Below are 20,072 nucleotides of genomic sequence, written 5' to 3' on the forward strand. Positions count from 1 at the left end.
TGGAAGACCCCGTCACCCATGAAAAACTCGCGCCCCACATCACCATGAGCTTAGGAGACCCACGCAAACCCAACAGTCGCTCTACCGTCACCGGGTTTGACGCAACCTTTGCCGCGCCCAAAAGTTTCAGTATCCTATGGATCCTCGCCAAAGAAGAAGAACGAAACCAACTTGACCAAGTATGGCAACAATCCCTCAAAGAAGCCATAGCAGAATTTGAGAAAGAAGCAGCCGTCGGCCGTATCGGTCACGGCGGCACCGGTCGCGTCAAACTCAAAGGTTTTGCTATCGCCGCCTACGATCATTACACCAATCGAGCCGGCGAACCTCACTATCACACCCACGCTGTGATCAGTAACCTCGCCCAACGAGAAGATGGACGCATCGTCGCGCTCGACGGGCGCACCCTGCTCGCCGTATCCGAACGTATCAACATTCTGCACTCCCAACGCCTACGCGCCAACTTAGTAAAAACCTGGGGAGTTAAATGGGAGAAACGGCCAAGCATGAGTAACCCGAACAAGCACGTGTGGGAGCTTGCTGGTATCAGCGACGAACTCATCAAAGCATCGTATTTCAATTCTAACCACATACCATCTGAAGACATAGATTTTATGGATTCTGATTTTGGCAATCAGGATTATATAGATGAGTGTGAAATTGATATTACCTACCCACAGCGTTCACTATATCGATTAGAGAGTATAGGTTTTGTGGCTGGTGAATATAGACCATGTTGGAAGTGCAAGCAGCCAATTCGTGAATTCGCTATCGGTGTGCATGTTCTTCCGGAACAAAACCATTACGAGGATCTATGGGTTCTTTTACCTGTTGCTCATTTCGACCGGGCAGGATTATTAACACCGCAGTTTAAGGCATTCTTAAAGCGCTGGTATTGCATTGATTATCGTAATTCAAAAGCAATGAATCAGCGCTATTTAGCATTAACATGTAATCGATGCGGAGTGCTACAAGGCGATAATTTTATTTTTAATGATTTCAATGGCCAAGGCGGTAATTTTATCCACCCTCAGTATCCTTCTCAGCCTGTGCACTGGTTAGATTTGCCAGCTATTACTGATCAGGGGTATCGAGAGTATCACTTTTTGTTTCCACAGTTAAGCGTTACGATACCTGCTGAACGTATCTCTAAAGAAGGACGTCTCATCCTTCCTCCTGGTATGTCTGCGTGGACGCGAAACCTTAATTAATTCTCACTTATTATTCTTGCCGACTTGGCTAGATGTGATGATTGCTCTCTTGTGGTCACGGTGACCACAAGCTGAAAAATATTTTACCGATTCTTCTGAATATCATAGTAGAGATGCAACGGATTCTTAGGACTTGCTATAAAACCATGACGTTCGTACCATTGAGCAAGCTGTGGTGTTTTTGCTTGTACCACTAAAAATCGTGTGGCTACGTATTGATTAGATATGCGCGCGTTCCTGATAGCATCGCGGATGAGGAGTTTGCCAATACCCTTATTTTGTGATGATTTATCAACGGCAAGTCTTCCCAACAAAGTCGCGGGGATGTTACTACCTGACGGATAGCCTTCTCGATTAGGATGCATCACTCTACGCTGTATAGTGTGGGCAGTCAGAGTGTAGAATGCTACAACTCTTCCTGATTCTATGTATACATAAATATGACTAGTACTCGTCTCGTAATCACGTGCTGCGTTAGCATGAAACCATGCATTTAAGTCATTGTTGCCACAGTCAAAAAAGCTAATATCTAAAGACGATGAGAAATGTTCAATAGCCATTTAGTTTTCAGATTCCTTAGGGCTATTCATCATTGACTCTAACCAATCAAATTCCTCATCACTGACAAACATGTGTGTAGAGATATCTGCTAGATAAGGCACTGGTGTATCACTTTCAAATTCCTGCGTCTGCAAACCTGAAAAGTAGTCCACCAGACTTTCAGGCGTAATAACTTTATTATCCTTATCGATAGCATCTTTCCATGGCGCTTCTAAATGACTCATACGTTCTAACTCGTCACCTAATGTCGCGTCATCATAGGGTGCATATAAATCTAGTACACGCTTGACGAGTGCCTCTTCATCCCAGTCAAGAGCATCAGTATCCCCATTAACAATATCGCGTTTTTGCATGCGGTAACGACCGCGACAGAAATCCCATGTTTCAACAGCAACGGGGCCATGTGTCCACGCTTGAATTGGTGAATCAAAGAGAACGGTATTGCGTGATACAAGCATCCAAGCTTGGCAATAATACAATAGCTTTTGTAATGCGTATGCAGTTGTTGTATGCCCTGTATCTTCCCGCTTTTCGAGTATATAGCGAGCAACATCTTTTACCTGCGCCATTGTTCCATCACCCTAGTTTTACTAACATTTATCATTATTATAAAAATCAACTACGATTAAAAATAAAATAACCGTATATTACTTATCTGGTGGAAAAAACAGTGTAGTGTTACTTACAATTACACCACTATATCACCTAAAAATCAAATGCCCTGTGCGTTATGAAACCCTTTGCTGTCTATGGTTGACAACCTTATTACTAAATCATGATGGATATCTGCTTGACGTATGAAAGTATCACTTTCCTCTCATAGCACCTCCCAAACAGTGCAACTGCTGTCATTTAGTCATGCCCCAGCTTGTTACTATGCTTTGATATCAACAACTATAGAGTCTCTTGTAGTCATCGCGGTCACAAGCAGAATAAAAAGCTCATTCACAGCAAGAATGATTTACTGTATGACTACCATTTTATCAGCATTTTGTGGTGGAGATTATGTTGTGATGGTCTAGGCTGTTAGGGTATGCAAAAGACTCTGAAACAGCCGCCCACGGCCTGGCAGAAACATATTGATAATTGGCTTGAATACTTGCGTTCTGCGAACTATTCCGAACAAAGTATTCAGAGCCGTCGCTACAAAGCTATACATATGGCTAAATGGCTTGAGTTAGATCCGTTAGATGTGTCTACGAAAGATTTAGTGAAGTTCTTGAGCCAGCCAGGTTACAAGCCTGAGACGCGCAAAGCCTACAAAAATACTGCTGTTAGCTTCTTTACCTACTTGCAGCGCAGCGGGGTACGTGAAGATAATCCCACGCTTGACTTACCGAAGATGCGTCGTTCGCACGCGCATCCCCACCCGTGTCCCGATAAATACATCATCGCTGCGTTAGCTAAGGCTAATGAAAAGGAATGCATAATGATTCGACTAGGTGCGGAGTGTGGTTTACGTCGTAGTGAAATCGCGTGCATACATTCTCGCGACGTTATCGATTTCCCAGAAGGCAAGAGCCTTATCGTTCACGGTAAAGGGGACAAAGAACGTATCGTGCCGCTCCCTGAAAACTTGGCGAGGGTGATTGTGTGTACGAACGGATATCTATTTCCCGGCAGATGGACGGGGCATGTGGAAGCCAGTTACGTAGGCAAGCATGTATCCGGATTGCTGCCTAAAGGGTGGAGTGCGCACAGTCTGCGCCACCGCTACGCTACGACAATATGGGCAGCCACACACGATTTATTACTGGTCTCAACCCTGTTAGGACACGAGAGCGTCGAGACAACACAAATGTATGTGGCCATGCCACAAGAAAGATTACGCGCAGCAGTCGATGCCGTAAAATTGCAGAAGTAAAAATCATAATTCTATCGGCGTGTCGTTAATGAAATAAATTCGTTTTACGCTAATATATTTAATATGGCAAAAGTATTAAGTATGAAAAACGTAGAAACTGCGTCAGAATACGATTTGCAAGAAATCGTAACGCGAAACATTAAAGTAGCGCTCGCTTTGCGCGGATTAAATCAAAAAGACTTAGCGAACGTCTTAGGAATTGCTACATCTAGTTTGTCGCAAAAGTTCACAGGTCGAAATCGCTGGAACCTTGAGGATATAAGTAAAGCCGCTAGGTTCTTTAACGTAGAACCTGCGGCGTTAGTAGCGGGGCATGGATTTGAACCATGGACCTCTGGGTTATGAGCCCAGCGAGCTACCGAGCTGCTCCACCCCGCGTCGGCTTGTTTAAAACAACTCTATCTATAATACATATGAGATAGAAGATGTCAAGTAAGCGTGTTGAAAATTTCGCTGCGTGAGATTACTGCCTTAGATTAGACCGTGTGATTTCAGTATGAGATTACTGCTTGATATTAGATTGCGCGATACATGGTGAGATTAGCGGTGTAAGATTACAGAAGATCTGTTTAAGTACGTGCGTCTTTTATTTGCCGCTTACCGCCTCTTATTATCGGCAACCGTATCCCGCCACAGTCTTCCCACCGTTGCCTCTTATCTTCGCCACATCGTCGCTCAACAGCCCCCGCCATCGCTCACCATCTCCCATATTTCCAGCAGATTTCAAAATCATTCCCCAAAAATAATTTCTCACAAAGTGGACGCTTCCACCTGCCTGAGCCTCACGATGCAATAATTCTAAACAACACATAGAGCAGCAATGATGCAAAACATCAGTGCTGCTCTTTTATTTTTTATACAAGTAAAGAGTAAAAGTTCTTTCAGCTTAGCAGAGCGTACAAGGCAAGAGCGGCTGCGAGAACATTAGAGCACATTAGAGAACAACACAAGAATGTTGAAGAAGACGTAAGAGAAAGATAGAGGGTCTATGCGTCATCAGCAACACTTTCTCAGAACACGACAGACGCGGCAGCTAAGCCAGCAGTCGCCAAAAAGTACAGCCTGAATTCGCCGGCTGAAGTTATTGTCGCATCCTTAGTGGGCACCACCATTGAGTTCTACGATTTCTATGTGTACGCAACCGCAGCAGCACTCGTATTCCCACACTTGTTCTTCCCAAAGGGTAACGACACTGTAAGCCTTATTAGCTCCTTCGCAATGTTTGGTGCAGCAATGATTGCCCGTCCTCTGGGCGCAATTTTCTATGGTCACTTGGGTGACCGCCTCGGTCGCAAAACCACCCTGGTTATCTCCCTGCTCACCATGGGTATTGCGACCTTCCTCATCGGCTTCCTGCCAACTTATGCACAAATCGGTCTGTGGGCGCCGTTCTTCCTGCTTATCCTGCGCCTTACTCAAGGTTTCACGCTCGGCGGCGAATGGTCTGGCGCGGCGCTCGTCGCAACAGAAAACGCTCCAGCAGATAAGCGCGCTCTCTACGGCACCTTCCCACAGCTGGGCGCTCCTATCGGCTTCATTATCGCGAACGGTCGGTTCCTCATCATCAACTTCGCTCTGCCTCACCCAACAAGCTCTGTGCTGCGGTCAGAAGCGTTCCTTTCCTGGGGTTGTCGTATTCCGTTTATCTTCTCCGCTCTCATGGTTGTAGTCGGTATGTGGGTGCGCGTAAAGCTGAACGAATCCGAAACCTTTAAGAAGGCTGTTGAGCAGGATAAGGTTGTTAAGGCTCCGCTCATCGATACTTTCCGCTTCCACTTTAAGGAAGTTGTGCTCGGCACCTTCGCTATGCTCGCAACGTATGTGCTCTTCTATCTGACCACTACCTGGATTTTGAGCATGGGTACTACCGCTACAGAAAAGGGCGGTCTCGGTATTTCTTACACTGAGTTCGTATTTATGCAGATTATTGGCGTTGTGTTCTTCGCAGTCTTTACCCTCGTTTCGGGTCCATGGGCAGATAATATTGGCCGCCGCAAGCTGCTGATTTGGGTGACCGTTGCGATTATTATTTTCGGTCTGCTCTTCCCGCTCTTCCTCGACTTTAACCACGGTAATATTTTGAGCGCATACGCTGTAGAAGCCTTCCTGATTGTTGGCTTTATCCTCATGGGTATTACCTTCGGTCCGATGGGTGCGTTCCTGCCAGAAATGTTCCCAACCAACGTGCGCTACACTGGCTCGGCAATCGCCTATAACGTAGGCTCCATCCTCGGTGCTGCACTGGCTCCAATTATTGCAGTAGCACTGTGGAAGGCTGCAGGCGGCAGCACCTGGATGGTAGGTGTATACCTCGCCATTGCTTCTGTGCTCACGCTCATTTCCCTGGTTCTGTCTAAGGAAACCAAGGATGATGATTTCGATAATCAGATTGCTTATGAGAAGAAGTAAGTAGCAACTGTTTAATACACCACATAAAACCCTTCTCAGCTGCGCGCTGAGAAGGGTTTTATTATTCTATAGTGTATCGTATGATTTTCGCAGTACAGGGAGGTGTAGATCGATGACGGACGAAACGAATAGTCTCTCGCGCAGTATCTCTATCGCCCTCGTTGAAGATGAAAAGCCATTCCAAGACATGCTCTCGCGATACATTGAGCAATACGCTCACGAATTTCAGCTACCGCTTAACATACACATTTTTTCTAACGGTCCTGAATTTCTCGACAGCTTCCATAATCAATACGACTTAGTTCTCCTCGATGTAGTTATGCCTGGTATGACGGGTTTTGATGTGGCACACACTATTCGCGAAAACAAGTCGACAGTTAGCATCGTATTTATTACGAGTATGGTGCAGTATGCTATTCGCGGTTACGAGGTGGGAGCTGTCGACTACATTCTCAAGCCACTTGAATACGAACTATTTAGAAATAAATTCAAACGAATTCTGAGCAATGTGCGCGTCGATTCGCGTTTCGCTTTAGAAAGTGCTGGAAAAATTATCTACGTCGATTTGGCCGATATTACCTATATAGAATCCGACAAACACTATGCTCTCTGGCATGGAGTTTCGGGCGGCATGCGCACGCGTCATACGATACGGTCCCTGGCTACTCAACTAGAATCTCGCGGCTTTGCTCTTGCAAGAACATCGTTACTCGTTAATCTCAATTATGTTGTTCGCGCTACAGCGGATACAGTATGGGTTGCTCAGCCGACTGCTACCGATCCTCGTCACAGTGAAGCCTTACCTATAGCGCGTGCATACCGAACCTCTTTGCGCGATAGACTCACCCAATTTTATTGCAAAAAGTAATTAGCTAGTAGGTGGAAAATGTCCTCAACACTCGAGCTACTCACGAATCTTTTTGCTATTAGTATGCGGCACGGATACATCGTACAGATTCTCGTTGCGGAGTTTATGTTCCTACATATCGTGGGGCTTCGACTTCCGCGCTCGCGTGTAGCTCTCTTATCTTCTGCTCTCGTTGTGAGCGTATGCGTTGCGGCGATGATTGTTGTACCCAATATTATTAGTTGGTACGCTTCTGGTTTCTTCTCGCTGACTATTTTCTGCATTTTGCTGTGTATGTGGTTCGTTTGTTTGAGAGGGTCGCTGAGAGATATATTATTCTGCTGCGTTGCAGCACAGCTCACTCAAAATTTGGCATACAATCTCGAAGGGCTTATCTATATTCCGTTTAAGAACGTTATTACCCCGTTCGGCTGGTTGGCTCTATCTTTAACCTGCACAATTATTGTGTATGGCGTGAGTGCCAATATTTTCCGCACAGCATGGCTCTCCATCGGCCGTATTTCTATTAAAAGCGGGTATGTGATTGCTTTTGCTATTATGTCGGCTTTGTTCGTGTACGTTATGCAATATCTCTTCCAGGTCTATGAGATAGACCAGATTTGGGTAGCTCGTTTGCCGCTGATTTTGTGCTGCATTGCGGGGCTATCTATTCAATTTGGTTTTCTTGCTTTACGCAATGGTGAGATTGAGCGTGCAAGTTTAGAGCATGTGATGCGTCAGGAAGCACAACAGTATGCGATAGCAACCCAAACTATTGATCGCGTAAATATGAAGGCTCATGATTTAAAGCATCAAGTGATGAAGTTGCGCTCGTCTGGTCAGATGGATCTGTCTGAATTAGATGATATTGAGCAGTCGATTGAACAATATGATGCTATTTATGAGACAGGTAACGCAGAGCTGGATACCGTTTTAAATCAAAAAGTGTTCTTGTGCAAGAAATACCAGATTGACCACACGATTATGGTCGATGGTGAGTGCCTGAATTTTATGCGCCCGTCCGATATCCTTTCGCTGTTTGGCAATTTCCTCGATAATGCCATTGAGCATGAGCAAACAGTTGAATCTGTTGCATTGCGCTATGTGACAGTTCACATTCATAGAAAAGCGGATATGATTGCTGTGCGCGTCGAAAATTACTGCGTTACGCCTCCTCGTATGGAGCGAGGACTGCCGGTAACAACAAAATCGGATTCTTTTGATCATGGATTTGGTATGCGTTCTATTGCTATATTGTGGAGAGATATAACGGGTCGCTTCACATGGGCATGGACGGGGATGCTTTTGTAGTAAGCATCGTCTTTCCGGGCAGTGCATAATAACAATTTGTGCCTGATGTTCCACTAAATCTGCCATACTCGTTCGCAATAAAATGTGACAGCCTAATCTAAAAGTAACTCGCCAACAGAGTTGTTAGGAGGAGACAAGAGATGGCAACATCGCATAAAGGTAATGGCGCGTTACGCTTTTCTATTGCAGTGATTAGCACTGTATTAGCGTTAGCGGTTGGTGCAACAACAGGTGCATCATCATATGCGTCATTCATTTCTACAGTAATTGGTGGAAGCACCACGAAAACTATCGATAAAGGTAATAGAAAGGCGATTAATAATGGCCAAGACAATGGCATGTCTTTGGCTGAGTGGAAGAAAACTGCTGATTCGGTAGTTCAAGAAGTTGCAGGTGAAGGTATTATATTATTGAAGAATGCCAATAATGTTTTGCCGTTAGCACAAGGATCGAAAGTTACGCTGTTCGGTCGATCCTCAACAGATTTGGTGTTGGGTGGTACTGGCTCAGAAACGGTTGATCCAAAGAACACTGTCAATTTGAAGACAGCTATGGAAGAAGGACATCGCTTCCACGTAAACACAACCCTCTGGGATTTCTATTCAAAGTACGCTGGTAAGGAGGGATATATTCGTTCTAATGGTTCCTATATGGGAGCTCTGCCGAAAGATATCTTTATTGCAGAACCGCCGATATCTGATTACACTCAGGCCGTGCGTGATTCGTATGCACAGTATTCCGACGCGGCAATCGTTGTATTCTCGCGCGTGGGTGGAGAAGGCTCGGATATGCCAACGGGCAAATTCGGTGATGGCACGAAATACTTAGCATTGCAACCACAAGAAAAAGCAGTGCTTAAGGAAATTCGTGATAGTGGTCAATTCCATAAGACTATTGCCGTTATTAATTCTTCGAATGCTATGGAACTTAGTTGGGTGGATAGTCAAGAATATGGTGTCGACTCCTGCTTGTGGGTTGGTGGCGTTGGACAAAGCGGCGCTCGCGCTTTAGCGAAGGTGCTGGATGGAGAAATTAATCCATCGGGACATATCGTAGACACCTACGCGACAGATTCTTTCTCGTCCCCTGCAATGGCGAACTTTGGTGATTATGCATATAAGAATGCCAAAGTCATCGAAGCAAAAATCGGTACAGCAAACATGGCGACCAAGTATGTTGTGTATCGCGAAGGTATTTATGTGGGATACCGCTATTACGAAACACGCTATGCCGATGCTGTAACGAATCCAGGATCTGGAGCATCAAGCGCTGCAGGTGCAACACAAGGTGATTCGCGGGATTACACCAAGGAAGTAACCTACCCATTCGGTTATGGTCTGAGCTACGGTAGCGACAATGGCATGCCTTTCTCGCAAACCATTACGAAGTCTCAATCTGATGCTCAAGGTGCGCATGTGACCATTTCCGTAAAGAATCAAGGTAGCGGCGCGGGTAAGAGTACTGTTCAGCTGTATGCTCAGCAACCGTACTCGGCGTCTGGCACAGAAAAATCAGCTGTGCAGCTCGTCGGTTTCGCTAAAACGGATACTCTCGAGCCTGGTCAATCACAAGATGTGACCATCGATGTGAAATCACGCGACTATAGCACCTACGATTTCACAGGCAAGAAAACCTATGTTCTCGATCCGGGTACGTACTACTTTGCTGTAGATAATGGTGCTCACGATGCACTCAACAATATGCTTGCAGCTCAGGGCTATTCCCCTGCACAAGGAATGGATAGCACTGGAGATAGTTCCAAGGTCTTCACATGGGACAATGGTTCTTCTGTGCTTCTTAACAAAGCCGCTTCGGGTAAGAAGATTGCGATCAATTCGATTCGGTAGCTTTGGAACACTATGGTAAGAAAACTGGTTATCTCACACGTAGCGATTGGACTACTTTCCCACAGGCCTATAAGAATCTCGAAGCTAGCGACGATATGATTCATGATTTGGATCAGTAGGGTTCCTATAAGGCAGATAATTCTGGCAAGAAAGCAATAACCGGTAAGAAAGCCAATATTAATATTGCACAGATGGTGGGAGTACCATCCGACGATCCGAAGTGGGATACGTTCATTGAACAGCTCACAGTAGATGATCTGCTGCGTATCGTTACGCAGTCCGGACAAATCGCTATTCCCACCATTGCCTATCCTCAGATCTTTATGAAGGATGGTCCTGCAGGTAATAATATTCGTAAATACGTTGAAGATGGCACGTCGGCTACCGGTTACGCCACCGAGACTGTAACCGCGGCAACCTTCAATAAGCAACTTGCCCAGAAACTCGGTGATTCCATGGCTGAAGATTGGATTCGCACGAAGACAGCAGGCGCTTATGCTCCAGCAGTCAATATGCATCGCACCCCGTATGCAGGTCGAAACTTCGAATACTATTCCGAAGATGGTGTACTCAGTGGCGAATTGGCTACGAACCAAATTGAAGCTATGCAAAAGCGAGGAATCTTCACTTTCATTAAGCATTTCGCTCTCAATGATCAGGAAAATAAACGCATTGGTATTAGCACCTTTGCTAACGAACAGTCTATTCGCGAGATTTATTTGCGTGCATTCGAGCAAGCTTTTACTGAAGGTAAAACAAAGGCTACGATGGGTGCTTTTAACCGCATTGGTTGTGTATGGGCTGGTGCTTATGCTCCACTCATGAAGAATGTTGTGCGTGGTGAATGGGCTTCTACCGCGATTATCGATACCGATATGGCTATTAGTCCGGTTGTGCAGTCTTTGGCTGCGGGTTTGGAAAATGGCAACACTATGTGGGCTACCTCTGCGGACACTATCTACAACTCGGGCAAAGAACTGGTAAAGAACGATAATAAACTTATCGTAGATATGCAGAAGTCTGCGCATATTATTCTGTTCAATATTTCGAGCACTATTGGCATTAATGGTCTTACGACCACCACAGTGGTGAAGCGCGTGAACCCATATTGGATGAACATTGCTCTCGGTGTTATTGCAGCGCTCGCAGTCATTGATATTGCTTGCATTGTTCTACTGGTAAAGCGCTCTGGGCGTACTGCAAAGAAAGGAGATAGGTAATGCGTACAAAAATTGATGTTCTCTCCCTCGTAGCAATGCTGGTAACGGGTGCAACTGCTGTATGCTATGCGCTCACCACAGATAGATCACATTCATGGACTGTGGTTATTCTCCTGGCATTAGCGGTTCTTACTCAGCTCATTCATGCGTGTGCTACACGAATCGCATGGTTAGAGTATGTCCCATTTGTCATTGTTCTGGCTGCTACAGGATTATTTGTGAAGCTAGGCACAGACGAAGCATATGCCATTATGTCTAAAGTAAATATGATGGGGCTAAGCAAACTGTGGATTGCATCGGCAGTTTTGCTGGGAGTAAGTGTTCTTATTACCGCTGCCTCAACAATCTTCGTGAAGAAGAGCAATCAGGCTGAGGAGTAAAAGATGAGCGGTATGCAGATAAAGAATATACTGAGTCCGCCCGTAGCTGCTCTCTATCTGAGTGTTATCGGTGCAACGACTGCTGTAGGCATATTCGATGTTGTTCGTTATTCCTTGTTTGGGCGTTGGTGACCGGTTATCACGATGCTCCTAGTCCATGGAGTTATGGTAATTGTAGCTGTTTTATCTGAGCGTACTCGCATCCCATTCGTTCTCGTGGCGAATGTAGCGATTGGCACAACATGTGGCTACATTATGACCAATCCCGAAACAACATGGTTCAATGCCGACATATATATTCAATCTGCTATCGCGCTTCTTGGCTGTGTACTTGTGTGCGTTGCGCAAGGCGTAACGCACACGCCAGCACGGCGTGCAGGAGTACACATTGCAGTAGCTCTTGTTTCTTTATGCTGCGTGTGGACGTGCGTATGGCAAGGAGGTATTGCTGTCAATCACTCTCAGCAGTTAGCTACGCCGACGATATGGTCCGTGTCATCGACTTTCGAACAAACGAGCAAGCAGTCAGGAACAATCAAAAAAATTTCCTACAGTACCCGTGCTTACGCAACAGATAAGCGTGCGGTTACGAAATCTGCGTATGTGTATTTACCGTATAAATATGATGCTTCGAAATCCTATAATATTCTGTATCTCATGCACGGAATTGGAGATAACGAAGCCTACTGGTTCGTTACGCATCCAGAAAATAAAGTGCTGGTCGATTGATTAATCGAGACAGGAGTTATCCCTCCAATGATTATCGTGACCCCAACCTTTTACGTAGACAAAGACAAACTGAATCATTTGGATGATTTAACCTATTCATTTAAAAATGAGCTACGCAATGATTTGATGCCATACGTTGAGTCGCATTTTGCCACGTATTCGAAGGGGACAAGTGCACAAGATTTTACAAAAAGTCGAGATCATCGAGCTTTTGCGGGGTTATCGCGTGGAGCTGTAACGACTTTGCATTCGGTTTTCTTGGGTAGCCTTGATTACTTCTCCTAGCTCGGCACATTCAGTGGTAGCCGAACAAGCCGTGAACAATTTGAAGAGGCTTTACAATCGAACGCCTTTAAGGATTTGCCAATACGTTATTACTATGTGTCTTCGGGAACTTTTGATTTTGCTTTACCACAACAATTAAAAGATTATGCTTCGCTGCGATCCATAGAACCTCGCATTAGGGAGGGGAAGAACTCAAGATTCGACATTTTCCCGATGCGGTACCATTCGGCAGGAAATTGGAATCTCGCGCTGTGTAACTTCCTTCCGCATATTTTTACCAAATAATTAAAGTGCATACGCTGTCGAAGCGTGTGCACTTTATCTTGTTTAGTGTTTACATTAGAATTTATGCGTGTTTTCCTGAGACGATTTTGATAAGGCTGGGGTAAGAACTAAAGAAAGAAGGGGCATAAAATGCCTGGCTCTAAGACACAAAGATATGCAAAAAAGTTTCTGGGAAAGGGTACACCTTTCTCATTATTCATGTGGGCACCTCATATAGCGAGTATTTTGCTCATTGGTATGATTGCAGTGCTGGCTATTCCAAGTATTGCGCATGCGCAAGAAGATCGATTAACATTTGACATGTCTCAGGATGCTCCTGGGCAGGCTGGTCAGTTAAGTGCTCTCGAATCGGTACTCAGCCAAATAGGAACAACTCCAGCAACTATTATTCTTGATCGCGGTAGTTATAACGTCGATAAGACATTGAAGATTCCTGCTGGTGCAGATATTGAGTTTAAAAATTATCAAGGCGATGATTCTGATTCTGCGCCGAGCTTCGTGCGCCATAACGATTTTAAAGGCGTTATGATCCAAGTCGAAGAAGGCGCAAAGCTCACTTTATCTGGCAACACCAATGAGGCGTTAGAGCTCAATGGCGGCGGCGAGTCTGCTAAATCGGAGAGTGCAATCTTACTTATTCAAGGTTCTGTAACAATTAATCACGCTACGATTAAAGATGCCAACGGTATCGAAGGTACATTCAACGGTGCTGTAAAGGTCGATGGCGTGAATGCTTCTCTCACCATGAATGAGGGTGTGATAACTGACAATAAGCGTCACTCAGATACTCAAAGCAATATGTACGGTGCTGCAAACGTGATAGTTGATAACCGTGCTCGCTTTGTTATGAACGGCGGATCTATAAAGAACGGAACCGGTAGCGGCGGAGTGACTACGAATGCCTACGGAGATACTGGCGGCGTTTTGGTAGCTCATGGTGCTTCTTTCGAGATGAACGGTGGAAAAATTAAGAATAACAAGGGCTTTGCCGGTGGGTTGAATGTATGGAATTGGGTCTACGGTTCAACAATTAATAGTTGGAAAAAAGCTGGAACTCTCGAGCAACAAGCCGAAAATACTCGTTCTACCGCCGTGATTAATGGTGGAACTATTAGCGGAAACACAGCAGGCTTTGGCGGCGGCGGAATTTTAGTTTTTGGCAATGCGGCAGTTGAAATGAATGGTGGAGAGATTTCAGGTAACTCAGCTCCTAGGGGTGGTGGCGTGAATGCCATGAATTTGTGGACTTGGGGTGATAGTTATCACAATGAGACAGATGGCGAAGGTGGATCTAGTGGTCTGACTCGTGATGAATATTCGAAATATATTCCTGGTGGCTTCCGTATGCGAGGTGGAAAAATAACCGGCAATTACGGACAATACACAGGTGGCGGTGTGAATGTTGTTTCCAATGGCGTTGTTCTTGAAGCGGGAGAAATTGCTAATAATAGATCAACTCAAGGTGGAGGCGTGTATGTTGCCACAAGGAGCTATGCAGCACATTTATATAATGCTCTAGTCGAAAATAACAAGGCTACGGGATTGGGTGGAGGTATTTGGACCTGCCCTACCGGACTTCTTGAATTACACATTACGCGTGGAGCAGCAATTAATAACAATACTGCCTCTGGATATGGCGATGATATTGCACACAGTAACTACGGTGCAGTGGGTGCTCAAGTAGTGACTCTTGCCGATAGAGCTTTGGGTGGTGCTCCGATTTCTTACTACTACGATAACAAGGAGGCTCGCTTCGATGCTAACAATCCTGGAGAACAAGTAATTCTTCGAGGGGAAGAAAATGACACTATTATGGATCAGGGTTTGCATAGTGTCTTATCTGAGGACGGCATTAATGCCGCTCGCTCGGCAGCGCGTCTTCGTATTACAGGAAATAGCGGTTATCTTGGCGGTGGTCTTGGAACTAACGGTACTATTATTTTCGGTGAACCTGATTCTACGCGTATAGATTTAACTAAGAAATGGGTATATAAGTTCAATCAGAGATCGAAAGTTAAGAAGGTTCCTGCCGATAAGATTCCTGTACCTCAAATTGACGTAATTTTAGGTACAAAGAACGGTGAAAAGATTACGCCTATCCAGACCGTTACATTGAAGCCGGATAATCAGTGGAAGTATTCCTTCGAAAATCTACCAAAAACAGATGCTCATGGTAATGCTATCGTCTATACCGTTTATGAAGCGGATGAAAATGGCAATCCAACTGTCGTAGCAACAGCGGACCCTAAAGATCCAACTGCAATGACTTTGAGAAACGAAGTAATGCCGACTACAGATGTGAAAGCCACGAAGGTATGGTCTGGTGATTATGAAGTATCATCTTCACGTCCAACAATCTTCTTTAAGCTGTTCCGATCTGTGGAAAGTGGTCAGCCAGAAGCTGTTCCAAATGTTCAAAATCAAGAGCTTAAGCCAGGAGTTACTGAAGTATCTTGGGCAGGCTTAGATAAATACGATGCTCAGGGCCATCAATACACTTTCAGTGTCCGCGAGGTAAACGCCGAGGGCGAAAACTTCACTCCGCAGTACTATACGAAAACTGAGAATGGCTTAACTGTTACGAACATTTACGTTCCGCCAACAGAGCCGAAGAAGCCGAACGAGCCAAAAAAGCCTCGTAAGGAACTGTCAAAGACTGGTGTGAGCATTTCATCCATCGCGTTCGCGGTGGTAGTCCTTATGGGTGCGAGCTTAGCGATACTAACGCTCTCGCAACGGCGTAAGCGTTCCTAAGATCTGCTCGACCTCAATCATAAACGGGATGTAAGCGATATCTGTGCATGCGTCCCGTTTTTTCAAACCTTCTGTGACCCTACCCACAGTCTTCTCGAGCCATGAGAATCAAACAAGCGACGAACGAGGGTTTCGCGTATGCTTAGAAACGTGGGCATAACCGCCGCACATCATCCAGTCATCGCACATACGAGGAGAACTGCATGACAGTATTTAACGATCCAATAGCAAGCGTAGACCCAGATGTTACCGCAGTGCTTGATTCTGAGCTGGAACGTCAACAAACTTACCTCGAGATGATTGCTTCAGAGAACTTTGTTCCTCGTGCAGTGCTTCAGGCGATGGGTTCCGTGCTTACGAATAAGTATGCAGAAGGCTATCCAGGGCGTCGCTATTATGGCGGTTGCCAAGAAGTAGATAAGGTGGAAACCCTCGCTATTGAGCGTGCGAAGGCTTTGTTTGGCGCGCAGTATGCGAATGTTCAGCCTCACTCGGGTGCGCAGGCTAACGCGGCTGTGTATCACGCGCTGCTTAACGCTGGCGATACGGTTATGGGGTTGGATTTGTCTCACGGTGGTCATTTAACGCACGGTATGAAGATTAACTTCTCCGGAAAAAACTACAACGCTGTATCCTATCAGCTCGATCCAGAAACATACCGCATTAACATGGAGCAGGTGCGTCAAAAGGCACTCGAAACGCGCCCACAGATGATTATCGCCGGATGGTCAGCGTATCCTCGCCATATTGATTTCCAAGCATTCCGTGAGATTGCAGACGAAGTAGGTGCATACTTGTGGACGGATATGGCTCATTTTGCAGGTCTCGTTGCAGCAGGATTGCATCCAAACCCAGTTCCATATTCTGATGTAGTATCCACAACGATTCACAAGACTTTGGGTGGCCCTCGCTCAGGTATGTTGCTGTCTCGCGATGCAGAACAGTTCAGCAAAAAACTTAACTCTGCAGTATTCCCAGGTCAGCAAGGCGGCCCTCTTATGCATATTATTGCTGGCAAAGCAGTTGCATTTAAGATTGCTGCCAGCGAGGAGTTTAAGAACCGTCAGCAGCGTACCCTCGAAGGCGCTAAAATCCTTGCTGGGCGTTTGAACGCAGCTGATGTTGAGCAAAGCGGAGTATCCGTAGTAACCGGCGGAACAGATGTTCATCTCGTTCTGGTCGATTTGCGTAACAGCGAACTCAACGGTCAAGAAGCAGAAGATTTGCTTGACGCCGTAGGAATAACCGTGAACCGCAACGCAGTTCCATGGGATCCACGACCACCAAAAGTAACGTCCGGCTTGCGTATCGGTACACCAGCACTCGCTACCCGTGGTTTTGGAGTAACAGAGTTTACCGAGGTTGCCGACGTTATTGCCACCGCTTTGCGTGATGGAAAATCTGCAGATATCGAAAGCTTGCGCGCTCGCATTGCTAAGCTTGCGGATGACTTCCCCCTGTATGGAGGTTTGGATCAGACGCATTAAAGCGCGGTAAATATTAATAAACAGGACGTTTCTTGGGACTTCGAGAACGTCCTGTTTTATACAAGATGAGGGTGGGCATTGTCTCACTACAGAGAGTGCCCACCCTTTATGGGTTATACGACAGATTGTGTTGGTTTTTGTTGTGTGTGGGCTTGTGTTTGTTGGGCTTGTTGGTGGTTGGAGTTGGTTTGACTCAACTGCGAGGTTGGACAAATCGTGTTGGTTTTAACCCGTGTTCAGTCTTGTGTTTTCGAGGTTTATAGTCGGGTTAGAGTTGATAAATGACGACCACGCGATTATGTCAAACATGCGGCCATCCCATGATTTCCTGGGGAACTTATCCTACAAAGAAAGGGCCATGCCCACGATACAGATGCTCGTTTTGTCAGGTCACGACGAGTGTACGCATTGATAAACATGCCAAGAATTTGACCACGCTCTTACACTTCATCACGTCTGATCGTCCCTTATCCTCGTGCCCGGGCAAGGGACGTAGCCTGCAACGCTGTTTCGATGATATCTGGCCATACTGGCCCTTATCACCCGTTGTTGATTAAGTCCATCATGTCATCCATGTCGATGATTTATATTTACACCGGGATTGTGTCTTACTGATCGCGATGAGTCCGACATATATTAGGATGGCGTCTAGTCCGTAGTGAGCATGCTGGCGCGTGGCAAGCATTACTCTCACGTATCGCAGCCCACGACGTGGTTGTCACTGATGGTGGTGCAGGATTTGCTAAAGTATGCCACGCGCAATGGCTCGACACCAGAATCCAACGCTGTCTTTTCCATATCAGTGCGAATATACGATCGCGTACTACTAGGAATCCACGCCATAAGGCTGGTCAAGAACTCTACGCTTTATCACAACAACTTACCCGTATTACCAATGATGAACAACAAGCCGCGTGGATCAGCCGTTATACCACTTGGTGCGCGCAGTATAAACACATGCTCGCCGAGAAAACCGTTCTCACTAACGGGTGTATCGTCAACACTCACGAGCGTCTCGTAAGAGCATGTAACATGCTCAACACCAGACTACGTGCAGGCGACCTGTTCACCTACCTCAACCCCGAGGTGACTAAGCAGGCAATTGTTCCTGCTTTTAATAACCAGATAGAAAGCTGTAATGCTCGACTACGCGCTATGCTACGCACGCATCGTGACTGGTTGTTACTGCACCGTATCAAAGCATGCATGTGGTGGTGTTACATGCATACACAGAACCCGTTGCTCGTATCCGAGCTCATCCATATCATGCCCGCCGATTAACACATCAAAAATATCTATACACAACTGGCCATACACCACAGCGAACACGAACATGCTCAACGCCAACACTACGGTCAAGCAATCACCTGGGCAGACCTAACATGATCCAACCAAAAAGTCAACTCAACGCACTCAACGAATAACAACCCACCAACAATATTTGTCGTATAACCCTATAGTCCAGTGCTCAAGAAAAATCAAAAACAAAAGCCCTCGAAAACGAGGGCTATCGTGGTGGCTCCGACCGGCGTCGATCCGGTGACCTTACGATTTTCAGTCGCACGCTCTACCAACTGAGCTACAGAGCCATGGAAAAATAAAACCCGGCGTACCGGGTTGAATATTCCAGCGACTCCGACCGGACTTGAACCGGCGACCTCCGCCGTGACAGGGCGGCGCTCTAACCAACTGAGCTACGGAGCCACGATTGCTTTAGCAACCAAGAGATAAATATACAGAGCTTTTCGCATATGCGCAACCTAGAATAAGAATAAACCCTAGAAACCTTGTAATTCCTAGGGTTTTTCGGCGTGTCTTTAAAGCAGATTATCAGGAAATATTCATACTCTTCTAGTTCTTCTGCGTCCAGTTTTCTACATCAATATGATGTGCTGGATTTGCCTGCCAAGCGTCCCATGCAGACTGAACAATATCCTTCACGTCATGTTGAGCATGCCAATCCATCTCGGTATTAATGCGTTCAGGGGAACCAATCAAATGAGGAGGATCGCCAGCGCGACGAGGTTTAATAGTTTCAACGAATGGAAGTCCGGAAACCTTCTTAATTTCGTCAACAATTTCGCGAACTGAAGTGCCCTTACCTGTACCTACGTTGAAAGCGTCATACTTGCGTTCATCGCGGTCTAAGTAGTGCATAGCGGCAATATGTGCATCAGCTAAATCAGAAACGTGAATGTAGTCGCGAACGCAGGTGCCGTCTTCAGTAGGGTAGTCATCGCCGAAAATAGCTGGAGCTAAACCGCGTTGTAAACGGTCGAGAACCATAGGAACGAGGTTCAAAATCGCTGGATCTTCTAATTCAACTGGCCCGCAACCTGCTACGTTAAAGTAACGCAAAGCGCAGAAACGAATGCCGCAAGCCTGAGCTGCTGCGCGACCCATCCATTCACCGAATAGTTTGGTCTGACCGTAAGGGTTAATCGGAACCATTGGTTGCACGTCTTCTGGAACAACGTCTACTGGCGGAACGCCGTAAGTTGCTGCTGAGCTGGAGAAGACAAGCTTTTGAACCTCGGCATCTTTCATAGCCTGCAGAACGTTCAGCAAACCGTTAATATTCTGCTGGTAGTACCATAATGGCTTCTCAACGGATTCGCCAACCTGCTTGCGGGCAGCAAAATGAATCACAGCATCCACGTTTTCATCGCGTAAAATCTCAGCCAATCGTGCGTCTGCACCTGCTGCAGATACATCCATGCCGTACAAACGAGAATTGCCAATGCGAGAAGACTTTCCGTAGCTTAAATCGTCCACAACGACGATGTTTTCGCCGTCTTCGTGTAAAGCATGAACCACATGAGCGCCAATATAACCACAACCGCCTGTAACAAGAACAGTCATATTGCTCCTTAAATTGCATT

17 protein-coding genes and 3 tRNA genes are annotated in these 20,072 nt (G+C 45.9%); 14 read left to right on the forward strand and 6 right to left on the reverse strand.

What is annotated here, in order from left to right; genetic code table 11:
- Positions 1 to 1,211: MobF family relaxase (mobF, locus tag HMPREF2909_RS02810; RefSeq protein ID WP_168165261.1), on the forward strand; the 1,211-nt coding region annotated here is incomplete at its 5' end.
- Between the two features lie 83 nt (positions 1,212 to 1,294).
- On the opposite strand, the gene HMPREF2909_RS02815 is transcribed toward mobF, so the two are convergent.
- Together HMPREF2909_RS02815 and HMPREF2909_RS02820 are read right to left on the reverse strand one after the other, a co-directional pair.
- Positions 1,295 to 1,771, reverse strand: a complete 477-nt coding sequence (locus tag HMPREF2909_RS02815) for a GNAT family N-acetyltransferase (protein ID WP_071415146.1) — start codon at positions 1,769 to 1,771, stop codon at positions 1,295 to 1,297.
- Complete coding sequence (locus HMPREF2909_RS02820) at positions 1,772 to 2,341, reverse strand: Panacea domain-containing protein (RefSeq protein ID WP_071415147.1); 570 nt, start codon at positions 2,339 to 2,341, stop codon at positions 1,772 to 1,774.
- A gap of 590 nt (positions 2,342 to 2,931) precedes the next feature.
- Between HMPREF2909_RS02820 and HMPREF2909_RS02825 the strand changes: the two genes are divergently transcribed.
- Both HMPREF2909_RS02825 and HMPREF2909_RS08780 read left to right on the forward strand, forming a co-directional pair.
- Positions 2,932 to 3,636: a tyrosine-type recombinase/integrase gene (locus HMPREF2909_RS02825; RefSeq protein WP_306722506.1), complete on the forward strand. Its 705-nt coding sequence runs from the start codon at positions 2,932 to 2,934 to the stop codon at positions 3,634 to 3,636.
- An 81-nt stretch (positions 3,637 to 3,717) separates the two neighbouring features.
- Positions 3,718 to 3,981, forward strand: coding sequence for a helix-turn-helix domain-containing protein (locus tag HMPREF2909_RS08780; RefSeq protein WP_239659952.1), 264 nt, complete (start codon positions 3,718 to 3,720; stop codon positions 3,979 to 3,981).
- On the opposite strand, the gene HMPREF2909_RS02830 is transcribed toward HMPREF2909_RS08780, so the two are convergent.
- Positions 3,941 to 4,014, reverse strand: a tRNA-Met gene (locus HMPREF2909_RS02830). The two genes, HMPREF2909_RS08780 and HMPREF2909_RS02830, sit on opposite strands and share 41 nt — an antisense overlap.
- A 684-nt stretch (positions 4,015 to 4,698) precedes the next feature.
- On the opposite strand from HMPREF2909_RS02830, the gene HMPREF2909_RS02840 reads away from it, so the two are divergent.
- From HMPREF2909_RS02840 to HMPREF2909_RS02890, 11 genes are all read left to right on the forward strand, one after another.
- The gene (locus HMPREF2909_RS02840) at positions 4,699 to 6,045 is read left to right on the forward strand and encodes an MFS transporter (protein ID WP_071415149.1); all 1,347 of its coding nucleotides are present in this window, start codon (positions 4,699 to 4,701) and stop codon (positions 6,043 to 6,045) included.
- 112 nt (positions 6,046 to 6,157) lie between these two features.
- A complete protein-coding gene (locus HMPREF2909_RS02845; protein WP_071415150.1) occupies positions 6,158 to 6,913 on the forward strand; it encodes a LytR/AlgR family response regulator transcription factor in 756 nt (251 codons plus the stop codon).
- An 18-nt stretch (positions 6,914 to 6,931) separates the two neighbouring features.
- Positions 6,932 to 8,203 (forward strand): GHKL domain-containing protein, encoded by a 1,272-nt coding sequence (locus HMPREF2909_RS02850; protein WP_084797221.1) that lies wholly within the window; start codon positions 6,932 to 6,934, stop codon positions 8,201 to 8,203.
- 140 nt (positions 8,204 to 8,343) lie between these two features.
- Positions 8,344 to 10,050, forward strand: coding sequence for a glycoside hydrolase family 3 C-terminal domain-containing protein (locus tag HMPREF2909_RS02855; protein ID WP_071415152.1), 1,707 nt, complete (start codon positions 8,344 to 8,346; stop codon positions 10,048 to 10,050).
- A 191-nt stretch (positions 10,051 to 10,241) separates the two neighbouring features.
- Positions 10,242 to 11,270, forward strand: coding sequence for a glycoside hydrolase family 3 N-terminal domain-containing protein (locus HMPREF2909_RS02860; protein ID WP_071415153.1), 1,029 nt, complete (start codon positions 10,242 to 10,244; stop codon positions 11,268 to 11,270).
- Positions 11,270 to 11,650 carry a hypothetical protein gene (locus HMPREF2909_RS02865; protein WP_071415154.1) on the forward strand — a complete coding sequence of 127 codons (381 nt, stop codon included), beginning with the start codon at positions 11,270 to 11,272 and terminating at the stop codon, positions 11,648 to 11,650. Before HMPREF2909_RS02860 ends, HMPREF2909_RS02865 begins: the two co-directional genes overlap by 1 nt.
- Before the next feature lie 165 nt (positions 11,651 to 11,815).
- Positions 11,816 to 12,379, forward strand: coding sequence for an alpha/beta hydrolase (locus tag HMPREF2909_RS02870; protein WP_071415155.1), 564 nt, complete (start codon positions 11,816 to 11,818; stop codon positions 12,377 to 12,379).
- 36 nt (positions 12,380 to 12,415) lie between these two features.
- A complete protein-coding gene (locus HMPREF2909_RS02875; protein WP_210387855.1) occupies positions 12,416 to 12,664 on the forward strand; it encodes a hypothetical protein in 249 nt (82 codons plus the stop codon).
- A gap of 483 nt (positions 12,665 to 13,147) precedes the next feature.
- Positions 13,148 to 15,703 carry a Cna B-type domain-containing protein gene (locus HMPREF2909_RS02880; protein WP_168165262.1) on the forward strand — a complete coding sequence of 852 codons (2,556 nt, stop codon included), beginning with the start codon at positions 13,148 to 13,150 and terminating at the stop codon, positions 15,701 to 15,703.
- 203 nt (positions 15,704 to 15,906) lie between these two features.
- A complete protein-coding gene (gene glyA / locus HMPREF2909_RS02885; RefSeq protein WP_071415158.1) occupies positions 15,907 to 17,190 on the forward strand; it encodes a serine hydroxymethyltransferase in 1,284 nt (427 codons plus the stop codon).
- A 633-nt stretch (positions 17,191 to 17,823) separates the two neighbouring features.
- A complete protein-coding gene (locus HMPREF2909_RS02890; protein ID WP_148130789.1) occupies positions 17,824 to 18,471 on the forward strand; it encodes a transposase in 648 nt (215 codons plus the stop codon).
- A 232-nt stretch (positions 18,472 to 18,703) separates the two neighbouring features.
- On the opposite strand, the gene HMPREF2909_RS02895 is transcribed toward HMPREF2909_RS02890, so the two are convergent.
- From HMPREF2909_RS02895 to galE, 3 genes are all read right to left on the reverse strand, one after another.
- Positions 18,704 to 18,779: transfer RNA gene (locus tag HMPREF2909_RS02895), tRNA-Phe, on the reverse strand.
- A gap of 41 nt (positions 18,780 to 18,820) precedes the next feature.
- Positions 18,821 to 18,894 (reverse strand) — tRNA-Asp (locus tag HMPREF2909_RS02900).
- 147 nt (positions 18,895 to 19,041) lie between these two features.
- Positions 19,042 to 20,052 carry a UDP-glucose 4-epimerase GalE gene (galE, locus tag HMPREF2909_RS02905; RefSeq protein WP_071415160.1) on the reverse strand — a complete coding sequence of 337 codons (1,011 nt, stop codon included), beginning with the start codon at positions 20,050 to 20,052 and terminating at the stop codon, positions 19,042 to 19,044.
- Positions 20,053 to 20,072 lie beyond the last annotated feature (20 nt).

Origin of the sequence: Alloscardovia sp. HMSC034E08 (genome assembly GCF_001813415.1) — a bacterium.
Taxonomy (GTDB): domain Bacteria; phylum Actinomycetota; class Actinomycetes; order Actinomycetales; family Bifidobacteriaceae; genus Alloscardovia; species Alloscardovia omnicolens.